This window comes from Haladaptatus sp. AB643, assembly GCF_024136975.1.
In the GTDB taxonomy this organism is placed as follows: Archaea; Halobacteriota; Halobacteria; order Halobacteriales; family Haladaptataceae; genus Haladaptatus.
Genome location: NZ_JAMYJW010000001.1, coordinates 613,044 through 629,475 on the forward strand (window position 1 = coordinate 613,044; position 16,432 = coordinate 629,475).

The window sequence follows — 16,432 nt, forward strand, 5'->3', positions numbered from 1 at the left end:
TCGTTCCAAACGACGGGTGATATTATGCCCAATGGGGCACCATCGAACGGGGTTTCCGTGGCGCTCATCACCGCTGGCGCGACGATCATCGCCAGTCGAAACGACTGCGGGTGGATACTCGTCGCCGTCGGAGTACTGATAGCAAAGCGGAACTCGGGCGGATAACGGCCATCAGACGTCCATCCGCCCGAAATCTACCACTTTTGTTGTAACGCCGAGCGCGTCGCTCGACGGAACCGAGTAGGGAACGGAGCGTTTTATTCGTTGCGACAGCATGAAACTTTGACATTTTAACGCCGGTTCGACCGTGTCCGAACCGACTCGTTTCACGTATCGAAGAACGGTATCTTTTTTCGGGGTGGACCGGGTTGGACCGAGCATGACACTCGACCCCGTTCACTTCGACGGCATCGCCGAACTGGCGGACAGGATAGAGTACGAAGGGGAAGAGCGCAACCATCGGGAACTCGCACGGGAGGTCTGGGAGAACTATCTCGACCCGCTGTACCACGACGGGACGGAGGTCCTCGCGCCGCTAACGGACCTCGAACGCCGGTGTGCGAACATCGAGGAACTCGCGCTGGAAACCGATCAGTTCGAGACGATGCACGGGTTGGATTCGGGGAGCATCAACCCGAAGGTGTTCAAGAACGGACTGGTGGTCGATGTGGCCCACGCGGCGATGAGTTCGTCGCCGTCCGACCTCGACCTGCACGACTCGCGCACGGTGGTCAAGGCGCTCCACACGAACGATGTGGAGCCAAAATTCGGTACCGAGTGGGAATCGTACAACGAGGGAAGTAAACGCCGTATCGTACACGCGCCACGGCGGGACGAGTTCGAACAGGACATCGTCCACGCGCTGGCGCTGTACCGCGCGGAAAGCAGACACGCGCTCGACCACACGGAGGACGTATCGGATCTTCTCCTGCTGGACGGGCCGGTGTACCCGAAAGGAATCATCCGCTGGCGTGACCGCGGTTCGATTCTTCCGGACCTGTTCGAGGAATCGAAGGAAGTACGGACGATTCTCGAAAACTACGTCGAATTGGTCGAGACGTTCGCCGACCGCGACGTGCCGTTGGCGGGATTCGTCAAGAACATCTCCGCGCGGTCGATAATCCGGACCCTTCGGGAGAAAGGCGTGAACACGCCGTGGGCACACGACGCCGCGTTTTTCTCGCAGGTTCTCGAACGCGGTGAGGTCACCGATGGGGAGTACGAGCGATTGACCGACGACCTGACGCTGACGAACTGGTTCGTCTCCCGGGCCGGTTCGGACGCTTTTTTCGGGGGCGACGAAGCCACCCGATACATCGACCGGAAGTTCGCACCGGAGCAGTACGACGTGACGTTCTGTGTCATCTACGACCCGCGGCAGGATCTGCTGTTCAAAATCGAAGCGCCCAGGGTCTTCACGAGCGACGAGACGTGTCGTCGTCGTATCGAACGACAGGTGTTGAAAGAAATCGCGATCTCTCGAGGGCCTCCGACCGTTATCTCGAAAGCCGACTCGCTCGCCCGAATCGGGCGCAACAGCACCTATTCGTTGCTACGGAGTTTCGAGCGGTCGTTCGACAGCGAACTGGACGAAAACTACAACAACGTCCGTTGGGGACTCAATTACTGAAGTTCGCCCTTCTCCATCGAGAACTCGACTTCGCTCTCGTCCACGCCGATGCGGGCGAACTGCGTTCGGATGTGTTCTTCGGCGGCGTCGAGGGCCTGGTCACGGGTGTCGAACCCGCGCGGCATCGGGGTCTCGAACGCGACGTGAACCTCCTTGCCGGAGACCATCTGGGAGGTCCCGCCGCTCTCGACCTGATAGAACTCGTCGCAGACCCATACGTACGGCGCGTCTTCGTCCGGCGCGCCCTTGAACGTGGGTGAGCGTTCACCCCGCTCGTACAGCGTTCCTGTGAGGGTCGTCCCTCCCGCCTCGCCGCGAACGAGCAACATAGCACTCAGTAGGACTCGGGAGGATAAAAGGGAAGTGGGAAACGGGGTGTGGAATGACACGGTGGTGGTCGTGACGGAGGGTGCGATGACACATTACCATCCGCGCCGACCGCCACCCGTGCGAAACACGTTTCAATCACGCACGAGATGGCAGGTCCATGAGCGATTTGGGCGACTTCTCGGATTTCGGGAGCGACTCCGGCGACTCGTCGGCGTCGGAATCGGCGGAAACGGACGGGGAGACTGCCGAAAACGGTGACGAGGGAAGCACGGGACGCGAGGGAACGACGGATGCAGGGCGGAACGACGGCTTCGATCGGATGGACCTCGACCCGGTCGGCGACGATTACGGTATCGGCAGTCTCGCCGTCTCCGAGGGACTCTCCATCGGCGAGGAGAGCGACGATACCTGCCTACGGGCGTACATCACCGCGCCGAACCGGGGCGACGTGCGGATCGGGAAGTACCTGCTCGTCCCCTACCCGGACGGCGAAAAGCTGTTCTGTCGCATCACGACGCTCGAATACGCACAGGAGTTCCACAGCGACGACGCCACCGAGATTCACGCCCGCCGGGCGATGCGAAACGGATCGATAGACGAGACGGACTACAAGTTCATGGCGACGTTGGAGCCCATCGCGGTGCTCTTCGCGGACGGCGACGACCTGAAGCGGCGGATGACCGACCGCGTGCCGAAACCCGAGACGGTGGTTCGACAGGCCAGCGACAAGGGAGAGATCAAGACGGGATTGAAGATTCCCGAGAACGGCGTCTTTCTGGGCCACCTCTCGGTCGGGGGCGAAAAGGTTCGGACGGCCGCCCAACCGCCGACCATCGACTACCGCGTGAAGGACGATTACGACTCGGGCGACCCGCTCGTCTTCCGGCACTCGCTCGTGGCGGGTGGCACCGGGTCGGGAAAGACCCACGGCGCGAAGAACATCCTCCGGCAGTATCTCGCCGAGGAACGGACGTATCCGATGGACGACGGGCGAAACGCCCGGATGGCTGTCGTGCAGTTCGACCCGCAGGACGAGTACGCCCAGATGCACGACGACAACCCGGACGTGACGGCCGAGGACGAACGCGCGTGGGAACGCGAGGGCGTCGCCCACGGCGGCCACGACGAGACGGTGGCGTTCGTCCCGAAAGTCGGCGGCGAGACGTATGCCGCGAGCCACCACGACGCCGAGCAGGTCGAGTTCACGATTCCGTTCTCGATGGTTCGGGGCAACCAGTGGCTCGTCGCGGGCGCGAGCCTCAACGACAACCAGTACGGCGCGCTGACACACCTGCTCAATCGGTTCTTCCGAGAGCGCGGCGACGGCGGGACGTACCAGGAGTTCCTGAGTTTCCTCGACGACCCGGCGCTCCGCGAGGAACTGGACGAGAGCGGGCGGGTACACGAGGCCACGTTCGACGCCGTGAAACGCCGTGCCCGCTCCGTTCCGGGCGGCGTGTTCGATCAAGCGGCGGACCCCATCACCGACCTCGTCCCGCAGTTCGTTCGCTCGGGGCGGCTGTCGGTCGTGCCGACCTACCACCTGCCGTCGAGTCGGGCGAAGGAGATGGTCGTCCTCGCCGTGTCGAGCCTGCTCATCGACGAGAAGCTCTCGAACGCGCCGAACTACCCGACCATCAAGGAGACCCCGCTCCTCGTCGGCATGGACGAGGCGCACAACTTCCTCTCGAACGCCGACAGCGTGCAGGCTCGGCAGGTCATCGGCAAGTTCACCGACGCGGCCAAGCAGGGCCGCAAGGAACGACTCGGGTTGTTCCTCATCACGCAGGACCCACAGGACATCGCGGAACCCGTGTTCAAGCAAATCAACACGACCGTCGTCCTGAACCTCGGCGACGAGGACGCCATCAAGAGCGTGAACATCCCGACCACGCTGGAGAAGAAGGTGCCGTACATGGAGAAGGGACAGATGGTCGTCTACTCGCCGGACAACTCCGAACCCGTCGAAATCACCGGCCTGCCGAAGTGCGTCACCCGCCACGGCAGGGATTGAGTCTCACGAGAGGAGAATTGGATAAAACGCTATGTGATGGCGATGTGTCTCTCCAACCATGGTAGAGAAAATACTCATTCCGATAGACGGTTCGGAGCACGCGACGAAGGCACTGTCGTACACGTTCGAGGAATTCCCGGACGCGGAGGCCACCGTCATCAACGTCATCGACCCCATCGATGTCGGCTACACGTCGACGGTCGGAATGCCCGGTTACTCCGAGGAGTGGTACGAGGACTCGAAGGAGAACGCGGAGGAGTTGTTCGCGGAGGCACAGGAGAAGGCCGACGAGTACGGAACCACGGTCTCGACGATAACCGACGTCGGGCAACCCGCCCAAACCATCGTCACTGCCGCCGAGGACTTCGACCACGTCGTGATGGGCAGTCACGGCCGTTCGGGCGTCTCCCGAATCCTTCTCGGAAGCGTCGCGGAAACGGTCGTCCGACGCTCGCCGGTTCCCGTGACCGTCGTTCGGTAATTCGGCAGAACTCACCAGATGTCGTGCAGAAGATAGTGGCTGTGAAACACGGGTTGCCAGCCGAGACGCTTTCATTATCACCAGTTCCCTTCGAAGAAGGAGAGTACATTGGGGAAATAAACCAGAATCATCATCCACAGAGCAACGTAGTACAGCAACGCAATGACGCGGAGGACGACTGCAGTGCGATAGTACCGCTCCGGCAGGACGTTCGGCACCGAGAGAAGGAGCAGTCCCCCACCCGCGAGGATACCGACTTTGGCTCCCCGGACGACGAGAGCGTACCCCGCGAGCAACACGCTGAACGCAAAAAACGACCACCCGTAGAGGCCCCCAGCGGGGTCGCTGAATATCGTCTTTCCGATAACCGGATACTCACGATATCTCTCGAAGTTCATATTCGATAATCAATTTATTCCCTAATAACGTATGCTCACGCTCGACTGAATCGGTTGGTCTCGTTGGCCACTGAGATGACCGTCAGCGACGGAATCTGCACAACCGCCAGAAACGGCCAGTGGCACGACCGCCGGACGGGATTTCGGTCCCTCGTAACCATACTGATTCTGACAACCAATACGGACGTTCCGAATCTGGTGCGCGTATCTTTCACACGCCCGTTTCCGTTGAATCGGCCGGATTACGTCGGTGCAGAAATATCAGAAGACCGATTCCAACGAAAGCGATGAGAATTCCGGGGAGTAAATAGACGATATTTGGTGAGCAGTGATCCCCGGGACCGCCTACCATCGAACACATCTGCCGCTGGAATCCATACCAAATCAGGATACCACCGCTAACGATACCAAGAGTACCGATTGCCTGTAAGAGACGTGTTGAATACATATCAGATATGAACGCGAGACCCGGTAAATCTCTTCTGTAAAGTCGAAATAGACCTGCGTAATTTGCACCACGAACTCCCAGTCAGTGATGTGGGATTCGCACCAGTATTCAGCACGCTCTCTCTGTCACGGTCTACGGGTTTCAAGGGAGTCGGGATTTCGGTTCTTTTCAGAAAACTCATAACCACAACTCACTACCGTGGGATATGGAACGAAATACACTCGCCTCTGCTCTCCTCGCGTACACCGTCGTTGCAGCGGGTGTGACGGTCGTTCCGCTCGCGTATTTCTTGGGCCGAGCCATCGTCCTACTGCTAATCGTGTCCCTGTTCGTGTTCTCCCTTCTCCATGCACGGACCGGAAGCGGTCCGACCATGCAGATGGATGGCGATGGTGGTGGTGGAGAAGACTATACAGAAATGGACGCCGCACCATCCCAGGTCCATATCGGGTCCTCACTCCCCACGAACAATCGAGCGATTCTCACGTTTTACCTCCTCGGAATCGTCCTCTGGAGCTTCGTTGGGACTATCATCGTCGTCATCTGAGATTCTACTTGGTTCTCTCCACTTCCGCACGCTCCAGGGTGTTTTAAAGAGAATTGGAGTTTTCACAACCACCAGAGACGGCCTACGACACAACCACTAGTCGCTAGCAATTCCGCCGGAAAATCGGAGATTTTCCGGGCCGACGACTGAACGGAGCGAAGTCCTCGTGAGTGAAACGAACGAGGGCACGGAAGACGCATTGCGTCTTCCGAAGCGAAGTGAGGGAGGAGCGCTTTTGATCGACATTTTGCCAGGGAGCCATCAGGGATGCCGACGGGTGCCGTCGGCATCCCTGACAGCGACCACAGCAAAAGGTCGTTTAGAAGAGATTGGCCTGCTGGTACACGCTGATTCCCTCGTCCGTGATGTCGTAGGGTTTGATGTCGCGGGAGTGGTTGGCGTCGCGGATCTTTTGGATTTCGATGGCGAGTCGGGTTTCGATGAATTCGTCCTCGCTTCGGACGTAGCGGAGGACGAACACGGCGTCGGTGAGGTACTCGATGATGCCGTGGCGTGAGGCGTAGGGGTTGTCGTCGCTGGCCTCGCTCGTGAGCATGGTGGTGACGCCCGCTTCCTTGAGACTGCGGGTGAAGTCGTAGATTTCGTTGCGGCGGGTGGCCTGTTCCTCGTACATCATTTCGAGGAGCGAGACGGAGTCGAGGACGAGGCGCGTGGCACCGAAATCGCGGACGAGTCCCGGTAGTTCGCTGCGGATGCTCGACAGCGAGTTGGCCATCTCGATGGGGTCCAAGTCCACGACCGCGAGTTTTCCGTCTTCGACGTACTCGTCGTAGGGCCAGCCTTTCTCGGTCGCGCTGTCCACGATTCGTTGGTGGCTTTCCTCCAGCGTGACGTAGACGGCCTTCTCGCCGCGTTCGAGGGCGTGGTTCAGGAACTGAAGCCCGAACGTGGTTTTTCCGGTCCCCGCGTTGCCGATTGCGACCATCAGGGTGTGCTGGGGGACGCCGCCCTGGATCATCCTATCGAGACCGTCGATCCCGATGTCGATGCGTGGAATCGCTGACTCGAACTCCTCGTCGTCGAAGTTGGTACTGGACGGGCCGCCGCCGAATCCGCCGCTACCGCCATCGAAGTCACTGCCGCCACCGAACCCGCCTGCGTCGAATCCACTGGCGTCGAACCCATCGGCACCGGCGTCGCCGCCGAAGTTGCCATCGTCGTCGAAGTCCGGTTCGGTTCCGCCCATGTTGGGGGCTGATGCGAACGCGCTGGCGAAGTCGTCGTCGAACAGCGGTTTATCGTCGGACTCCGCCTCCGGCGACGTTTCCGGGACCGGGTCGGGGTCGCCGTCCGTCGAGTCAGTCACCGCTCCCGTTTCCGGTTCGATATCGCCGTCCGATTTGTCGGGGTCGTCCGCGTCCTCTTCATCCGCGTTCGTCTCGTCCGCGTTTGCCTCATCCACTTCCACTTCATCCGCATCGTCCGCCTCCCCATCTCGGAGTGCGGTCTCGAACCAATCGTCGTCGTCGCTCACACCGCTTCCTCCTGGCCGTTCGTGGTTTGACGTGGCCCGTGGCACGGTGGTTCGGTCGTCCGCGTCCGTATCCGAGCGACAGCTATCATCGTCCTGTCACTGGCACTCTGCGTAAATTAATGTTCGTGTCGGCGGCTTTTTGAGCACCGAGGGAGAACGAGGGCGTGATGAACGTCGGCATCGTCGCGCAGCGAGGAAACGAGCGGGCCGCGACACTTGCGGGGAAACTACGTGAGACACTCCGAGACGATACCGTGACGGTTCACCTCGACACGGCAACTGCCGAGCACTTGGGTATCGACGGCGTCGATGTGAGCCGAATGGCGGAAAACGATCTCGTCGTCAGCATCGGCGGCGACGGCACGTTTCTCTTCTCCGCGAGCGGTGCGGGTGGGACGCCGATACTCGGTGTGAACCTCGGCGAAGTCGGATTTCTGAACGCCGTCGCCCCGGAAGACGCCGTTCGTGAAGTCCGCGAGGTCGTCAGCGAATATCTGGACTCGGGAGAGATTCCGTCGCGCGAAGTACCACGGCTGGAAGCGACCGGCGAGGGCGACTGGTCGGTCCATCCCGCATTGAACGAAATCGTCGTGCAGGGCGCACAGCGTGGTCACGGACAGGGGATCGACTACGAGATCCACGTCGACGATGTGGAGTACGGCAGCGGCCACGCCGACGGCATATTGGTTTCGACGCCGACCGGGAGCACGGCGTACAACCTCAGCGAGGGTGGGCCGTTGGTCCACCCGAGCGTGAACGGTCTCATCCTCACCGAGATGTGCGCATCGCACCCGATGCCGCCGCTGGTGTTCGAGCCGAATCACGACGTGGAGATCCGCGTGACGAATGCACCCTCCGCGGTCGTCGGAAGCGACGGGAAACAGGCCCGCATCGACCTTCCGGAGACGATCACCGTCTCCGCGTCCTCCGAACCGGCCAGAATCGCCGGTCCGTCTCCGACGTTCTTCGAAGCGCTCGGAAAGCTCGACTAGCTGCCGGAAGCGGAAGCCTCTAATTCTGCCTCCCGTAAGGAAACCACAATGAAAGGGCAACTTCCCGACGTACAGGCGACTGAGCCTGACGTGACCGTCGGGTTGAACCGAGTGGGAGTAACCGGAGTCGAGAAACTGGTCGAGGTCGCCCGACCGGACAAACGACCGTACGTTCTCACCGCCGAATTCGACGTGCTGGTGGACCTCCCGAGTTGGCGCAAGGGCGCGGACATGAGCCGAAACATGGAGGTCGTGGACGAAGTCCTCGAAGACGCCGTCGAGGAGCCGACCTACCGCCTCGAAGACGTGTGCGGCGACGCCGCAGAACGACTACTCGAAAAGCACGACTACACCTCGAAGGCCGAAGTCAGCATGGAAGCTGAGTTCATGGTGCGCGACAGGACCCCCGAGAGCGAGCGGCCCACCCAAGCCATGGTGGACGTCATCGCCAGCGCGACGGCGACCGAGGAGGAGACCACGGAAGAGATCGGCGCGCGCGTCACGGGCATGACCGTCTGCCCCTGCTCGCAGGGCATGATGTCCGGCCGTGCGGAGGAGAAACTGCTCGACCTCGGCGTCGGCGAGCGCGAAGTCAAGGAGTTCCTGCGCGAGATTCCGCAGGCGGGTCACTCCCAGCGCGGCCACGCCACGCTCACCGTCGAGAGCGCGGGCGCGCCCGAGGTGGACCTCCACGAACTCATCGAGGTCGCGCGCGATTCGATGAGCGCGCGGATTTACAACCTCGCCAAGCGTCCCGACGAGGATCACATGACGTTTCAGGCCCACGCCGACGCGAAGTTCGTCGAGGACTGCGTGCGCGACATGGCCCACGGCGTGGTCGATAGCTTCCCCGACCTGCCGGACGACGCCGTCGTGACGATGAAACAGAGCAACGACGAGTCCATCCACCAGCACAACGCCCACGCCGAGCGCGTGGCCGAGGTGGGAACCCTGCGCGAGGAAGTCGCCGAATCGGACCGCGAATAAGTCGGCGAAACAGTTTATTTTCTATTATTTCGTGGACATCGACCGAGCATGATCGGTCGAGACGTGATTCTGTTTGGAATTCTGGTCGTCCTTTTCGGTGGGTTCAACTCGATCATGGATGGGAGACCGCTCGGTCCGAACGCTGGATACTGGATAATGATTCTCGGACTGCTCATCGGCCTGTTGGGCCTCACGAACAGCGTTTCGAACGAATTCTCGGAGTGATCCACGATCCGCATCGGTTTCCCGCGGAAAACGTGTGCTCGCTATCGAATCCGAACGCCGCCGACGTATAGCCCGTTACCGAGGATGAACAGGCCGATGGCACCGTAGAGGACGGCCGAGGCGGGGACGGTGTGCGGGTCGATGGCCCAGTCGATGATTTCGACCGCGATGAACGCGAGGAGGAGACCGAACAGTTGCCGGGAGAGAGACCTCGGAAGGACGTGAACGGGACCGAAGAGGCGGCGGGACCGGGATGGGGACGTATCGGAGGACATCATGTGATACTCGATTCGTCAGTAACAAATACGTTCTGTATCCGGTCTGATTTTTCGTGGCCGTTTGATAGGAAACGATTCCAACTTTGGAGCGATGAAGAAGGCCCTGAAAGCCCCTGTCCGTTCGCTACGATTCGTGTATGATGGTTTTGCGATCACAGTTGCTGAGAAGTATACCTCCTCGAAAGCCCCCGTCCGTTCGCGGTCGGGGGGCTTTCTGGGCCTTCTTCGTAGTCGCTGCAGTCGCAAAACCTTCAAATTCGTCTCAGAGCGAGCGGGCGGGGGCTTTCGAGGTCTTTCTCACAGTTGCTGCAGTCGCAAACCGATCGAAATCTATTCTAACTCATCGTAGCGAGCGTGGTTTTCGAAACCACTTTTCGTTCGAACCTGTCCGATTGCTGGGTCGTAACACGTATTCCACGGGGGGACGAATCGACGGACTATGATAGGTATCGTTGGTGGGGGAATCGCCGGATTGGCCGCCGCCTACCGCCTCCAACAGCACGGCTACGACGTGCAGGTATTCGAAGCGAGCGACGACCTCGGTGGACTCGCCGCGACCTACGAGACGAACGGGGACCGCATCGAGAAGTTCTACCACCACCTCTCCGCCTCGGAGGAGACCATCATCGACCTCATGGGTGAACTCGGATTGGACGACGACTTGGAGTGGCCCATCGGGAAGAACGCCTACTACGTCGATGGGGTCGTCCACCCGCTCGACAAGCCGTGGGAAATCCTCGCTTACCCGCACATGAGCGCCTACGACAAGTTCCGGTTGGCGCTCCTCACGCAGGAAATCGACATCCGGGGCGGGATTCCGAAGTTCGATTCCTACGAACGACTGGAGGATTACGAAGACGTGCCGATAGACCAGTTCCTCATCGAGCACACCTCGCGCGGCGTCTACGAGAACTTCTTCGGGCCGCTTCTGGACGCGAAGTTCGGCAGCAGAAAGGAGGACGTGAGCGCGGCGTGGCTCCTCGGACGCATCAAGTTCCGCGGCGAGCGCGACCTCCTGCGCGGCGAACCGCTGGGCTACCTCCGCGGTGGGTTCGGCCGTCTCATCGACGGGCTTGTCGAGGAGGTCGGCAGGGAGAACATCACGACCGGCGTGTACGTCACCGACCTCGACAGCGAGGACGGGCAGGTCACGTCGCTCACGACGAAACCGGCGGGGAGCGCGGAAGTCGCCGCCGCGGACGGCGGAAGTTCGGATGGCGACACCGCGACCGAGACGCACGACGTGGACGACGTCGTCGTCGCCGCGATGCCGAACGTCCTCGAAGAGTTGACGGGATACGAGTGCACCATCGACTTCCAAGGGGCGGTCTGTGCGCTCGTGACGATGGACGAACCGCTGACCGACACCTACTGGCTCAACATCGGACACGACGCGCCCTTCGGCGCGCTCATCGAGCACACCAACTACATCCCGCCGGAGCGCTACGGCGGCGACCACCTGCTGTACGTCGCCAGCTACATTCAGGACTACGAGGAGGAGTTGTGGGGGATGAACGACGAGGAAGTCGAGGACCTGTGGCTGGGTCACATCGAGGAGATGTTCCCCGACTGGGACCGCTCGTCGGTGTCCGAGTTCCGCCTCGCCCGCAACGCGCGCGCCGCGCCGGTGTACGAACGCGGCTATCTCGACATGGTCGTCCCGTACGACCTCGGAGACGACATCGCGGACGGCATCTACTACGCCGGAATGGCGAGCAAGGCCCAGTACCCCGAGCGTAGCCTGAACGGCGGCATCGTCGCGGGCTACGAATGTGCGGACAGAATCGCGGGCCAGAAAGTCGTCGTCGATCCGAACGACTACCAGCAGTCCTCATAACCACCTCGAATACGCCACGCGCAGGGTTTTGCCCGCTCGTCGCTTCCATTATGCATCATGGTTGGGGTGGGGCAGTTGGGAATCGTCGGTATCGGCGCAGTGGCGAGTTTCTTCATGGCGTGGACGGTCGGCGCGGGGTGGACGCCGTACGCGCCCGGCGTCGGCGCTCGTCGGATGACGGTCATGCGAGCGGCCTTCTTCACCGGTCTGTTCGGGATTCTGGGCGCGGTGGTTCAGGGACAGAACGTCACGGAAGCGATTTCCGCCGGACTCATCAACGGCGTGACGCTCTCGCCGGTAGCGGCCGTCATCGCGCTCGTCGTCGCCGCCGGACTCGTCGCGATCGGAATCTTCGCGGGCTATCCGCTCGCGACGGCCTTTACCGCGACCGGTGCGGTCATCGGCGTCGGGTTGGCACTCGGCGGAGCACCGGCGTACGCGAAGTATCAGCAAATCCTGCTCCTGTGGGTGCTGACGCCGGTCTTCTGCGGCGGAATCGCGTACGGACTCGCCCGCCTGATCCGGCGTGACGACGTACCGGACGAGTACTCGATTCCGCTGTTCGGGGCCATCGTCGGCCTCATCCTCGCCAACTCGCCGTTCACCTTCCTCGCGCCGGAATCGGGCGGCGCGTCGGTCGCCGCGGTGGCAGCCGAAAGCCTCCCCGTTCCGTCGCTCGCCGGTCTCGTCGCGGCGACCCTGTTCGTCGCGCTCGTCTTCGGCGTGATACTCCTGATCGAGGTGCGTACCGACGTCAAGACGGGACAGCGACACCTGCTGTTCGGTATCGGCGCGCTCGTCTCGTTCTCGGCAGGCGGGAGCCAAGTCGGTCTCGCCGTCGGGCCGCTCGCACCGATGACGATACCCATCGGACTCTCGCTCGCCGTCGTCCTCCTGTTCGGCGGTATCGGCGTCATGCTCGGCGCGTGGATGGGTGCGCCGCGGATGATCAAGGCGCTCGCGCGGGACTTCTCGTCGCTCGGGCCGCGACGGGCGACCGCCGCGCTGATTCCGGCGTTCGCCATCGCGCAGACGGCGGTGCTGTTCGGCATACCCGTCTCGTTCAACGAAATCGTCGTCAGTGCCATCATCGGGAGCGGTTACGCGGCGGGGGCCGGACGCGTCAGCAAGAAGAAGATGTCCTACACCGTCCTCGGGTGGGTCGTCTCGTTGCTCCTCTCGTTCGTGTTGGCCTACGGCGCGTTCGTCGGCGTCGGACTGATTTAGTCACGTCTCGTGATGCTAACGATTCACCGCAGTCCGTTACCGTAACACCGCGACTCCGGGTATTTGTCAAAAATCTAGATATCCGTTGCGAGCGTACCACGCGATATGGAGGAGAGCGTTGCTGGCTTCAAGGAGACGGGGGACTGGGTGACCATCGTCGAACACGGCGAGAGAATCACGACGGCGCTCGAAGCGGAATCCGTCGAGGGTCGTGCCTTCGACGACTGGAACGAGTGGCGGCCGAAAGTACACGAGCGACTGAGAGAGGACGTCAAAGAGAAGACTGCGGAGCAAGCGAGCGCGTCACGCGGGGAGGGGGAAAAGGCAGGGAAGACGCCGACGGAGGACGTGAAGACAGCACGGGAGGAACTCGGAGACACAGTGTCGGAACTCGCCGAGGGCGACATCGACGACGCGGTCGATGAAGGGCAAGATACCGTCGAATATGCGACGCGTGCGGCCGATACGGTGGGGCGGAAGGCGCTTCGAACCGTCGAGGAAACGGTGTACAAACACGTCATGACGCAGGTGTCGCCGGTGTACTTCGACAACGAACTCGTCAGCGCGAACGTCGAACGCGGTCGGAGCGGAAACGAATACACCTTCGAGGTGAACATCAACGACGACGACCTCAAGGGTCGCGTCGGCGACCGACTGAAGGAGTACGAGGACGTCGACCGCTGGCGTGGCGAGACCGAAAAGCGGACCGATTCCGCCGAGGCCGCCGAGGGAATCGACCCGGTGGAGTGACGACATGTACGACCGAATTCTCGTCCCCATCGACGGCAGCGACGCGGCGGCGAACGCGATTCCGTACGCGCTCGACGCCGCGAAAACGTACGACGCCGCGCTCTACACGCTGTCCGTAGTCAATGCGGGCGACGCTGACGACGGGGAAAAGCGCGAGGCGATGTACGAGGAGTTCGAGACGGAATCGAAACGGACGGTCGAAGATCTGATCGATCGCGCGGAGGAAGAAGGAATCCGAACGACGGCAGGGTCCATCGCCGAGGGGAAGCCACACCGAGCGATTCGTCGGTACGCCGACGAACAGGGTATCGACCTCATCGTGATGGGAACGCACGGGCGGGGCGGTATCCGCTATCCGCTTCGACGGAGCGTCACGGAGGCGGTCCTCCGGCGCGCGGACGTGCCGGTGTTGGTGATCCGATTGGGAAATGACGAGAGTTGAACGGACTCAGGCTTCGCCTTCGTCCACGCCGACCGCGTCCGAGATGTCCACGTCCTCGGGTTCGTCGAACCCGCCCACACGAATCTCGCCGTCGTCACCTTCGACGTACACGTCGTCGGCGAAGCCACCCTCCGCGTGCGGGTGGACCGGATCGTCCAGTTTTTCGGGCGTCGATGGCGCTTCCGGTATCTCGTCGGGCGCGAAGTCGCCGAGCGGGTCGGCGATGGTGATGTCGTGGTTCGAGAAGAACGTCTCGTAGCGCTCGTAATGTTCCTCCAGTTCGTCGCTCGGGAATTCCATCATCTCCGTCCAGCCGTGATTGTAGAAGTCGAAGTTGGACTGGATGTGCGTGATTTCGCGGGCTTCCTCCTCCGGCGCGCCCGCTTGTAGCGCGGCGAGGTACGAATCCATCGTCGCATCGAAGAACGCGTCCAAGCGTTCCTTCCGCTCTTCCCGGTGCTCCGGGTCGGCCTTCTCCAGGAAGATTCCGGTGTGCATTCTCACCAATCCGGCCTTCGTTACGTCCCTGACGACCGGCAGTTCGAGTGCCTTCTTCGACGCGAAGTGGCGCGCGTTCTGGTGGATTTTCATGCACGTGGCTTGGGACGCGAAGGTCTTCAACGTCCCGACTACCCCCTCTATGTGGTCGTTTGATACCGACTTCCAGATAGCAACCCACTTTAATCCCGACGAAGAACGTCTCAGACATGACCGAATCGTACGTGATTATCGGGGATGGTATCGCGGGTAGTTCCGCGGCCGAAACCATCCGTGAAGAGAAGCCAGACGCTGACATCGCAGTCATCACCGACGAAGGTGAAGCGCTGTACAACCGCATTCTCATCAAGGAGTTCGCCAAAGGAAAACTTCCGGAAGCGCCGATCTCCATTCACGAACCCGACTGGTACGACGAGCGCGACATCGACCTCGAACTGAACACGTTCGTCACCGACATCGACCCGGACGCACACGAGGTCCACACGCACGCGAGCGGAACGTACGACTACGACAAACTGCTCGTCGCCACCGGCGGGACGCCGACACAGCTTCCGGTCGATAACAGCGACGCAGACGGCATCCACCACTTCTGGACGTTCCAGGACGCCCGACGCATCGCCGAACACGCGGAAGCGGCGGACACCGGTGTCATCATCGGTGCCGGACTGCTCGGCATCGACCTCGCCGCCATCTGTGCCGCACAGGACGTGGACGCCAAGTACATCATGCGCGGTAACCGCTGGTGGCGCTACGGTCTGAGCCTCGACGGCGCGGAGATCATCCACGACGCGCTCGAAGAGAAGGGCCTCGATATCGTCCTCGAAAGCGGCGTCAACGGCTTCAAGACCGACGACGACGGCAACGTCGTCGCCACCATCGACGCGGACGACAACGAGTACGAGAGCGACTTCGTCGGCGTCGCCATCGGTCTGAACTTCAACACGGAGTACCTGCAGGGCAGCGGCGTCGAGACGGACAACGGCGTCGTCGTCGACCAGTTCATGCAGACGAGCGTGGACGACATCTACGCCGCAGGGGACATCACCCGGTTCTACGACACGATTCTGGACGAGTACGCCCAGAACGGATCGTGGGGCAGCGCGAAGGAACAGGGTGTCGTCGCCGCCAAGAACATGGTCGCGGACGACGAAGCCGAGGAGTTCCGCTGGGTCTCCTCGTACTCCATCACGCACTTCGACTTCCCGTTCCTCTCCTTCGGGTTCCCGACGCTGGGCGACGATGAGTGCGAGCGGAAGTACAGCGACACCGAGTGGCGGCGTCTCTCGTTCAAGGACGGCAAACTCGTCGGCGGCGTCCTGATCGGCGACCTCGCCCCGCAGGGCAAGTACAAGGACCTCATCCGCAACGAAGTCGAGTGTGCGGACCAGAAGGAGGTCCTCCTCGAAAAGCAGTTCGACCCCGAGAAGCTCGCACAGCCACAGGAACAGTAAGATCGTCGTGCGATGCGGTGGTTTTTTTTGTCGTAGTTTCGAGAGCGACTGCCCCGGCGACGGGTCGCCGCAACAATCGGCCCCGATTGTCTCGACGTGAAGGTTTAAGTCCCACCACGACAATCGGTAGCACTGACCACATCGGTCGGGTGACTTCGTGAAATACAAAATCGCTCTCGAACCAGTGGAAACGGTCCCTGACGACGCACGCGTCCGCCACTACGACGAACTCGACTACGGTGCGAAGGGGCACTTCCCCGACGTCGTCGAGCGTGGCGAACGACTCATCGACCCGGAGACGGCACGCCAGTTTAGCGACGGCGAGTTCGTCAAATACACCGGCTATTTCCGCGTCCTGCTCGCGTAGCTTCTATTCTTCACGTTTGTTCACCTTTCAGCCGC

The 16,432-nt window shown here is 61.4% G+C and carries 19 protein-coding genes; 14 read left to right on the plus strand and 5 right to left on the minus strand.

From position 1 onward, the window contains the following. The first annotated feature begins 24 nt into the window (after positions 1-24). The gene (locus tag NKF25_RS03095) at positions 25-165 is read left to right on the plus strand and encodes a hypothetical protein (RefSeq protein WP_253225251.1); all 141 of its coding nucleotides are present in this window, start codon (positions 25-27) and stop codon (positions 163-165) included. Between the two features lie 214 nt (positions 166-379). Beyond that, entirely contained in the window at positions 380-1,630 is a 1,251-nt protein-coding gene (locus NKF25_RS03100; RefSeq protein WP_253225252.1) for a DNA double-strand break repair nuclease NurA, read from the plus strand. Here the strand turns inward: NKF25_RS03100 and NKF25_RS03105 are convergent. Continuing rightward, the gene (locus tag NKF25_RS03105) at positions 1,624-1,959 is read right to left on the minus strand and encodes a hypothetical protein (RefSeq protein WP_253225253.1); all 336 of its coding nucleotides are present in this window, start codon (positions 1,957-1,959) and stop codon (positions 1,624-1,626) included. The genes NKF25_RS03100 and NKF25_RS03105 overlap by 7 nt on opposite strands. A gap of 158 nt (positions 1,960-2,117) precedes the next feature. Between NKF25_RS03105 and NKF25_RS03110 the strand changes: the two genes are divergently transcribed. Together NKF25_RS03110 and NKF25_RS03115 are read left to right on the plus strand one after the other, a co-directional pair. Further along, entirely contained in the window at positions 2,118-3,974 is a 1,857-nt protein-coding gene (locus tag NKF25_RS03110; protein ID WP_253225254.1) for an ATP-binding protein, read from the plus strand. Between the two features lie 58 nt (positions 3,975-4,032). Next, positions 4,033-4,455, plus strand: coding sequence for a universal stress protein (locus NKF25_RS03115; RefSeq protein WP_253225255.1), 423 nt, complete (start codon positions 4,033-4,035; stop codon positions 4,453-4,455). 77 nt (positions 4,456-4,532) lie between these two features. On the opposite strand, the gene NKF25_RS03120 is transcribed toward NKF25_RS03115, so the two are convergent. Further along, a complete protein-coding gene (locus tag NKF25_RS03120) occupies positions 4,533-4,853 on the minus strand; it encodes a hypothetical protein (protein ID WP_253225256.1) in 321 nt (106 codons plus the stop codon). A 653-nt stretch (positions 4,854-5,506) separates the two neighbouring features. Here NKF25_RS03120 and NKF25_RS03125 point away from each other — a divergent pair. Continuing rightward, a complete protein-coding gene (locus NKF25_RS03125) occupies positions 5,507-5,848 on the plus strand; it encodes a hypothetical protein (protein WP_066140978.1) in 342 nt (113 codons plus the stop codon). A gap of 319 nt (positions 5,849-6,167) precedes the next feature. Here NKF25_RS03125 and NKF25_RS03130 read toward each other — a convergent pair whose 3' ends face one another. Next, positions 6,168-7,343, minus strand: a complete 1,176-nt coding sequence (locus NKF25_RS03130; protein WP_253225257.1) for a KaiC domain-containing protein — start codon at positions 7,341-7,343, stop codon at positions 6,168-6,170. 167 nt (positions 7,344-7,510) lie between these two features. On the opposite strand from NKF25_RS03130, the gene NKF25_RS03135 reads away from it, so the two are divergent. From NKF25_RS03135 to NKF25_RS03145, 3 genes are read left to right on the plus strand one after another with little or no spacing between them, the layout of a single operon-like run. Further along, on the plus strand, positions 7,511-8,335 hold the full coding sequence (locus NKF25_RS03135; protein ID WP_253225258.1) for an NAD(+)/NADH kinase: 825 nt from the start codon (positions 7,511-7,513) through the stop codon (positions 8,333-8,335). Positions 8,336-8,383: 48 nt separating this feature from the next. Next, positions 8,384-9,322 carry a GTP cyclohydrolase MptA gene (mptA, locus tag NKF25_RS03140; RefSeq protein ID WP_253225259.1) on the plus strand — a complete coding sequence of 313 codons (939 nt, stop codon included), beginning with the start codon at positions 8,384-8,386 and terminating at the stop codon, positions 9,320-9,322. A 48-nt stretch (positions 9,323-9,370) separates the two neighbouring features. Continuing rightward, on the plus strand, positions 9,371-9,547 hold the full coding sequence (locus NKF25_RS03145; protein WP_253225260.1) for a hypothetical protein: 177 nt from the start codon (positions 9,371-9,373) through the stop codon (positions 9,545-9,547). 41 nt (positions 9,548-9,588) lie between these two features. Here NKF25_RS03145 and NKF25_RS03150 read toward each other — a convergent pair whose 3' ends face one another. Next, entirely contained in the window at positions 9,589-9,822 is a 234-nt protein-coding gene (locus NKF25_RS03150) for a hypothetical protein (RefSeq protein WP_253225261.1), read from the minus strand. Between the two features lie 442 nt (positions 9,823-10,264). Here NKF25_RS03150 and NKF25_RS03155 point away from each other — a divergent pair, with 442 nt between their 5' ends. The 4 genes from NKF25_RS03155 (at position 10,265) to NKF25_RS03170 (ending at position 14,081) form a co-directional block, all read left to right on the plus strand. Beyond that, positions 10,265-11,662 carry an NAD(P)/FAD-dependent oxidoreductase gene (locus NKF25_RS03155; RefSeq protein ID WP_253225262.1) on the plus strand — a complete coding sequence of 466 codons (1,398 nt, stop codon included), beginning with the start codon at positions 10,265-10,267 and terminating at the stop codon, positions 11,660-11,662. Between the two features lie 57 nt (positions 11,663-11,719). Beyond that, the gene (locus tag NKF25_RS03160; RefSeq protein WP_253225263.1) at positions 11,720-12,889 is read left to right on the plus strand and encodes an inorganic phosphate transporter; all 1,170 of its coding nucleotides are present in this window, start codon (positions 11,720-11,722) and stop codon (positions 12,887-12,889) included. A gap of 105 nt (positions 12,890-12,994) precedes the next feature. After that, positions 12,995-13,639, plus strand: coding sequence for a DUF5828 family protein (locus tag NKF25_RS03165; RefSeq protein WP_253225264.1), 645 nt, complete (start codon positions 12,995-12,997; stop codon positions 13,637-13,639). A 4-nt stretch (positions 13,640-13,643) separates the two neighbouring features. After that, entirely contained in the window at positions 13,644-14,081 is a 438-nt protein-coding gene (locus NKF25_RS03170; protein WP_253225265.1) for a universal stress protein, read from the plus strand. A gap of 6 nt (positions 14,082-14,087) precedes the next feature. On the opposite strand, the gene NKF25_RS03175 is transcribed toward NKF25_RS03170, so the two are convergent. After that, complete coding sequence (locus tag NKF25_RS03175) at positions 14,088-14,672, minus strand: DUF6149 family protein (RefSeq protein WP_253225266.1); 585 nt, start codon at positions 14,670-14,672, stop codon at positions 14,088-14,090. A 116-nt stretch (positions 14,673-14,788) separates the two neighbouring features. On the opposite strand from NKF25_RS03175, the gene NKF25_RS03180 reads away from it, so the two are divergent. Both NKF25_RS03180 and NKF25_RS03185 read left to right on the plus strand, forming a co-directional pair. Then, positions 14,789-16,030 (plus strand): FAD-dependent oxidoreductase, encoded by a 1,242-nt coding sequence (locus tag NKF25_RS03180; RefSeq protein WP_253225267.1) that lies wholly within the window; start codon positions 14,789-14,791, stop codon positions 16,028-16,030. Positions 16,031-16,187: 157 nt separating this feature from the next. Next, positions 16,188-16,397 (plus strand): hypothetical protein, encoded by a 210-nt coding sequence (locus tag NKF25_RS03185; RefSeq protein WP_066141004.1) that lies wholly within the window; start codon positions 16,188-16,190, stop codon positions 16,395-16,397. Positions 16,398-16,432: the final 35 nt, after the last annotated feature.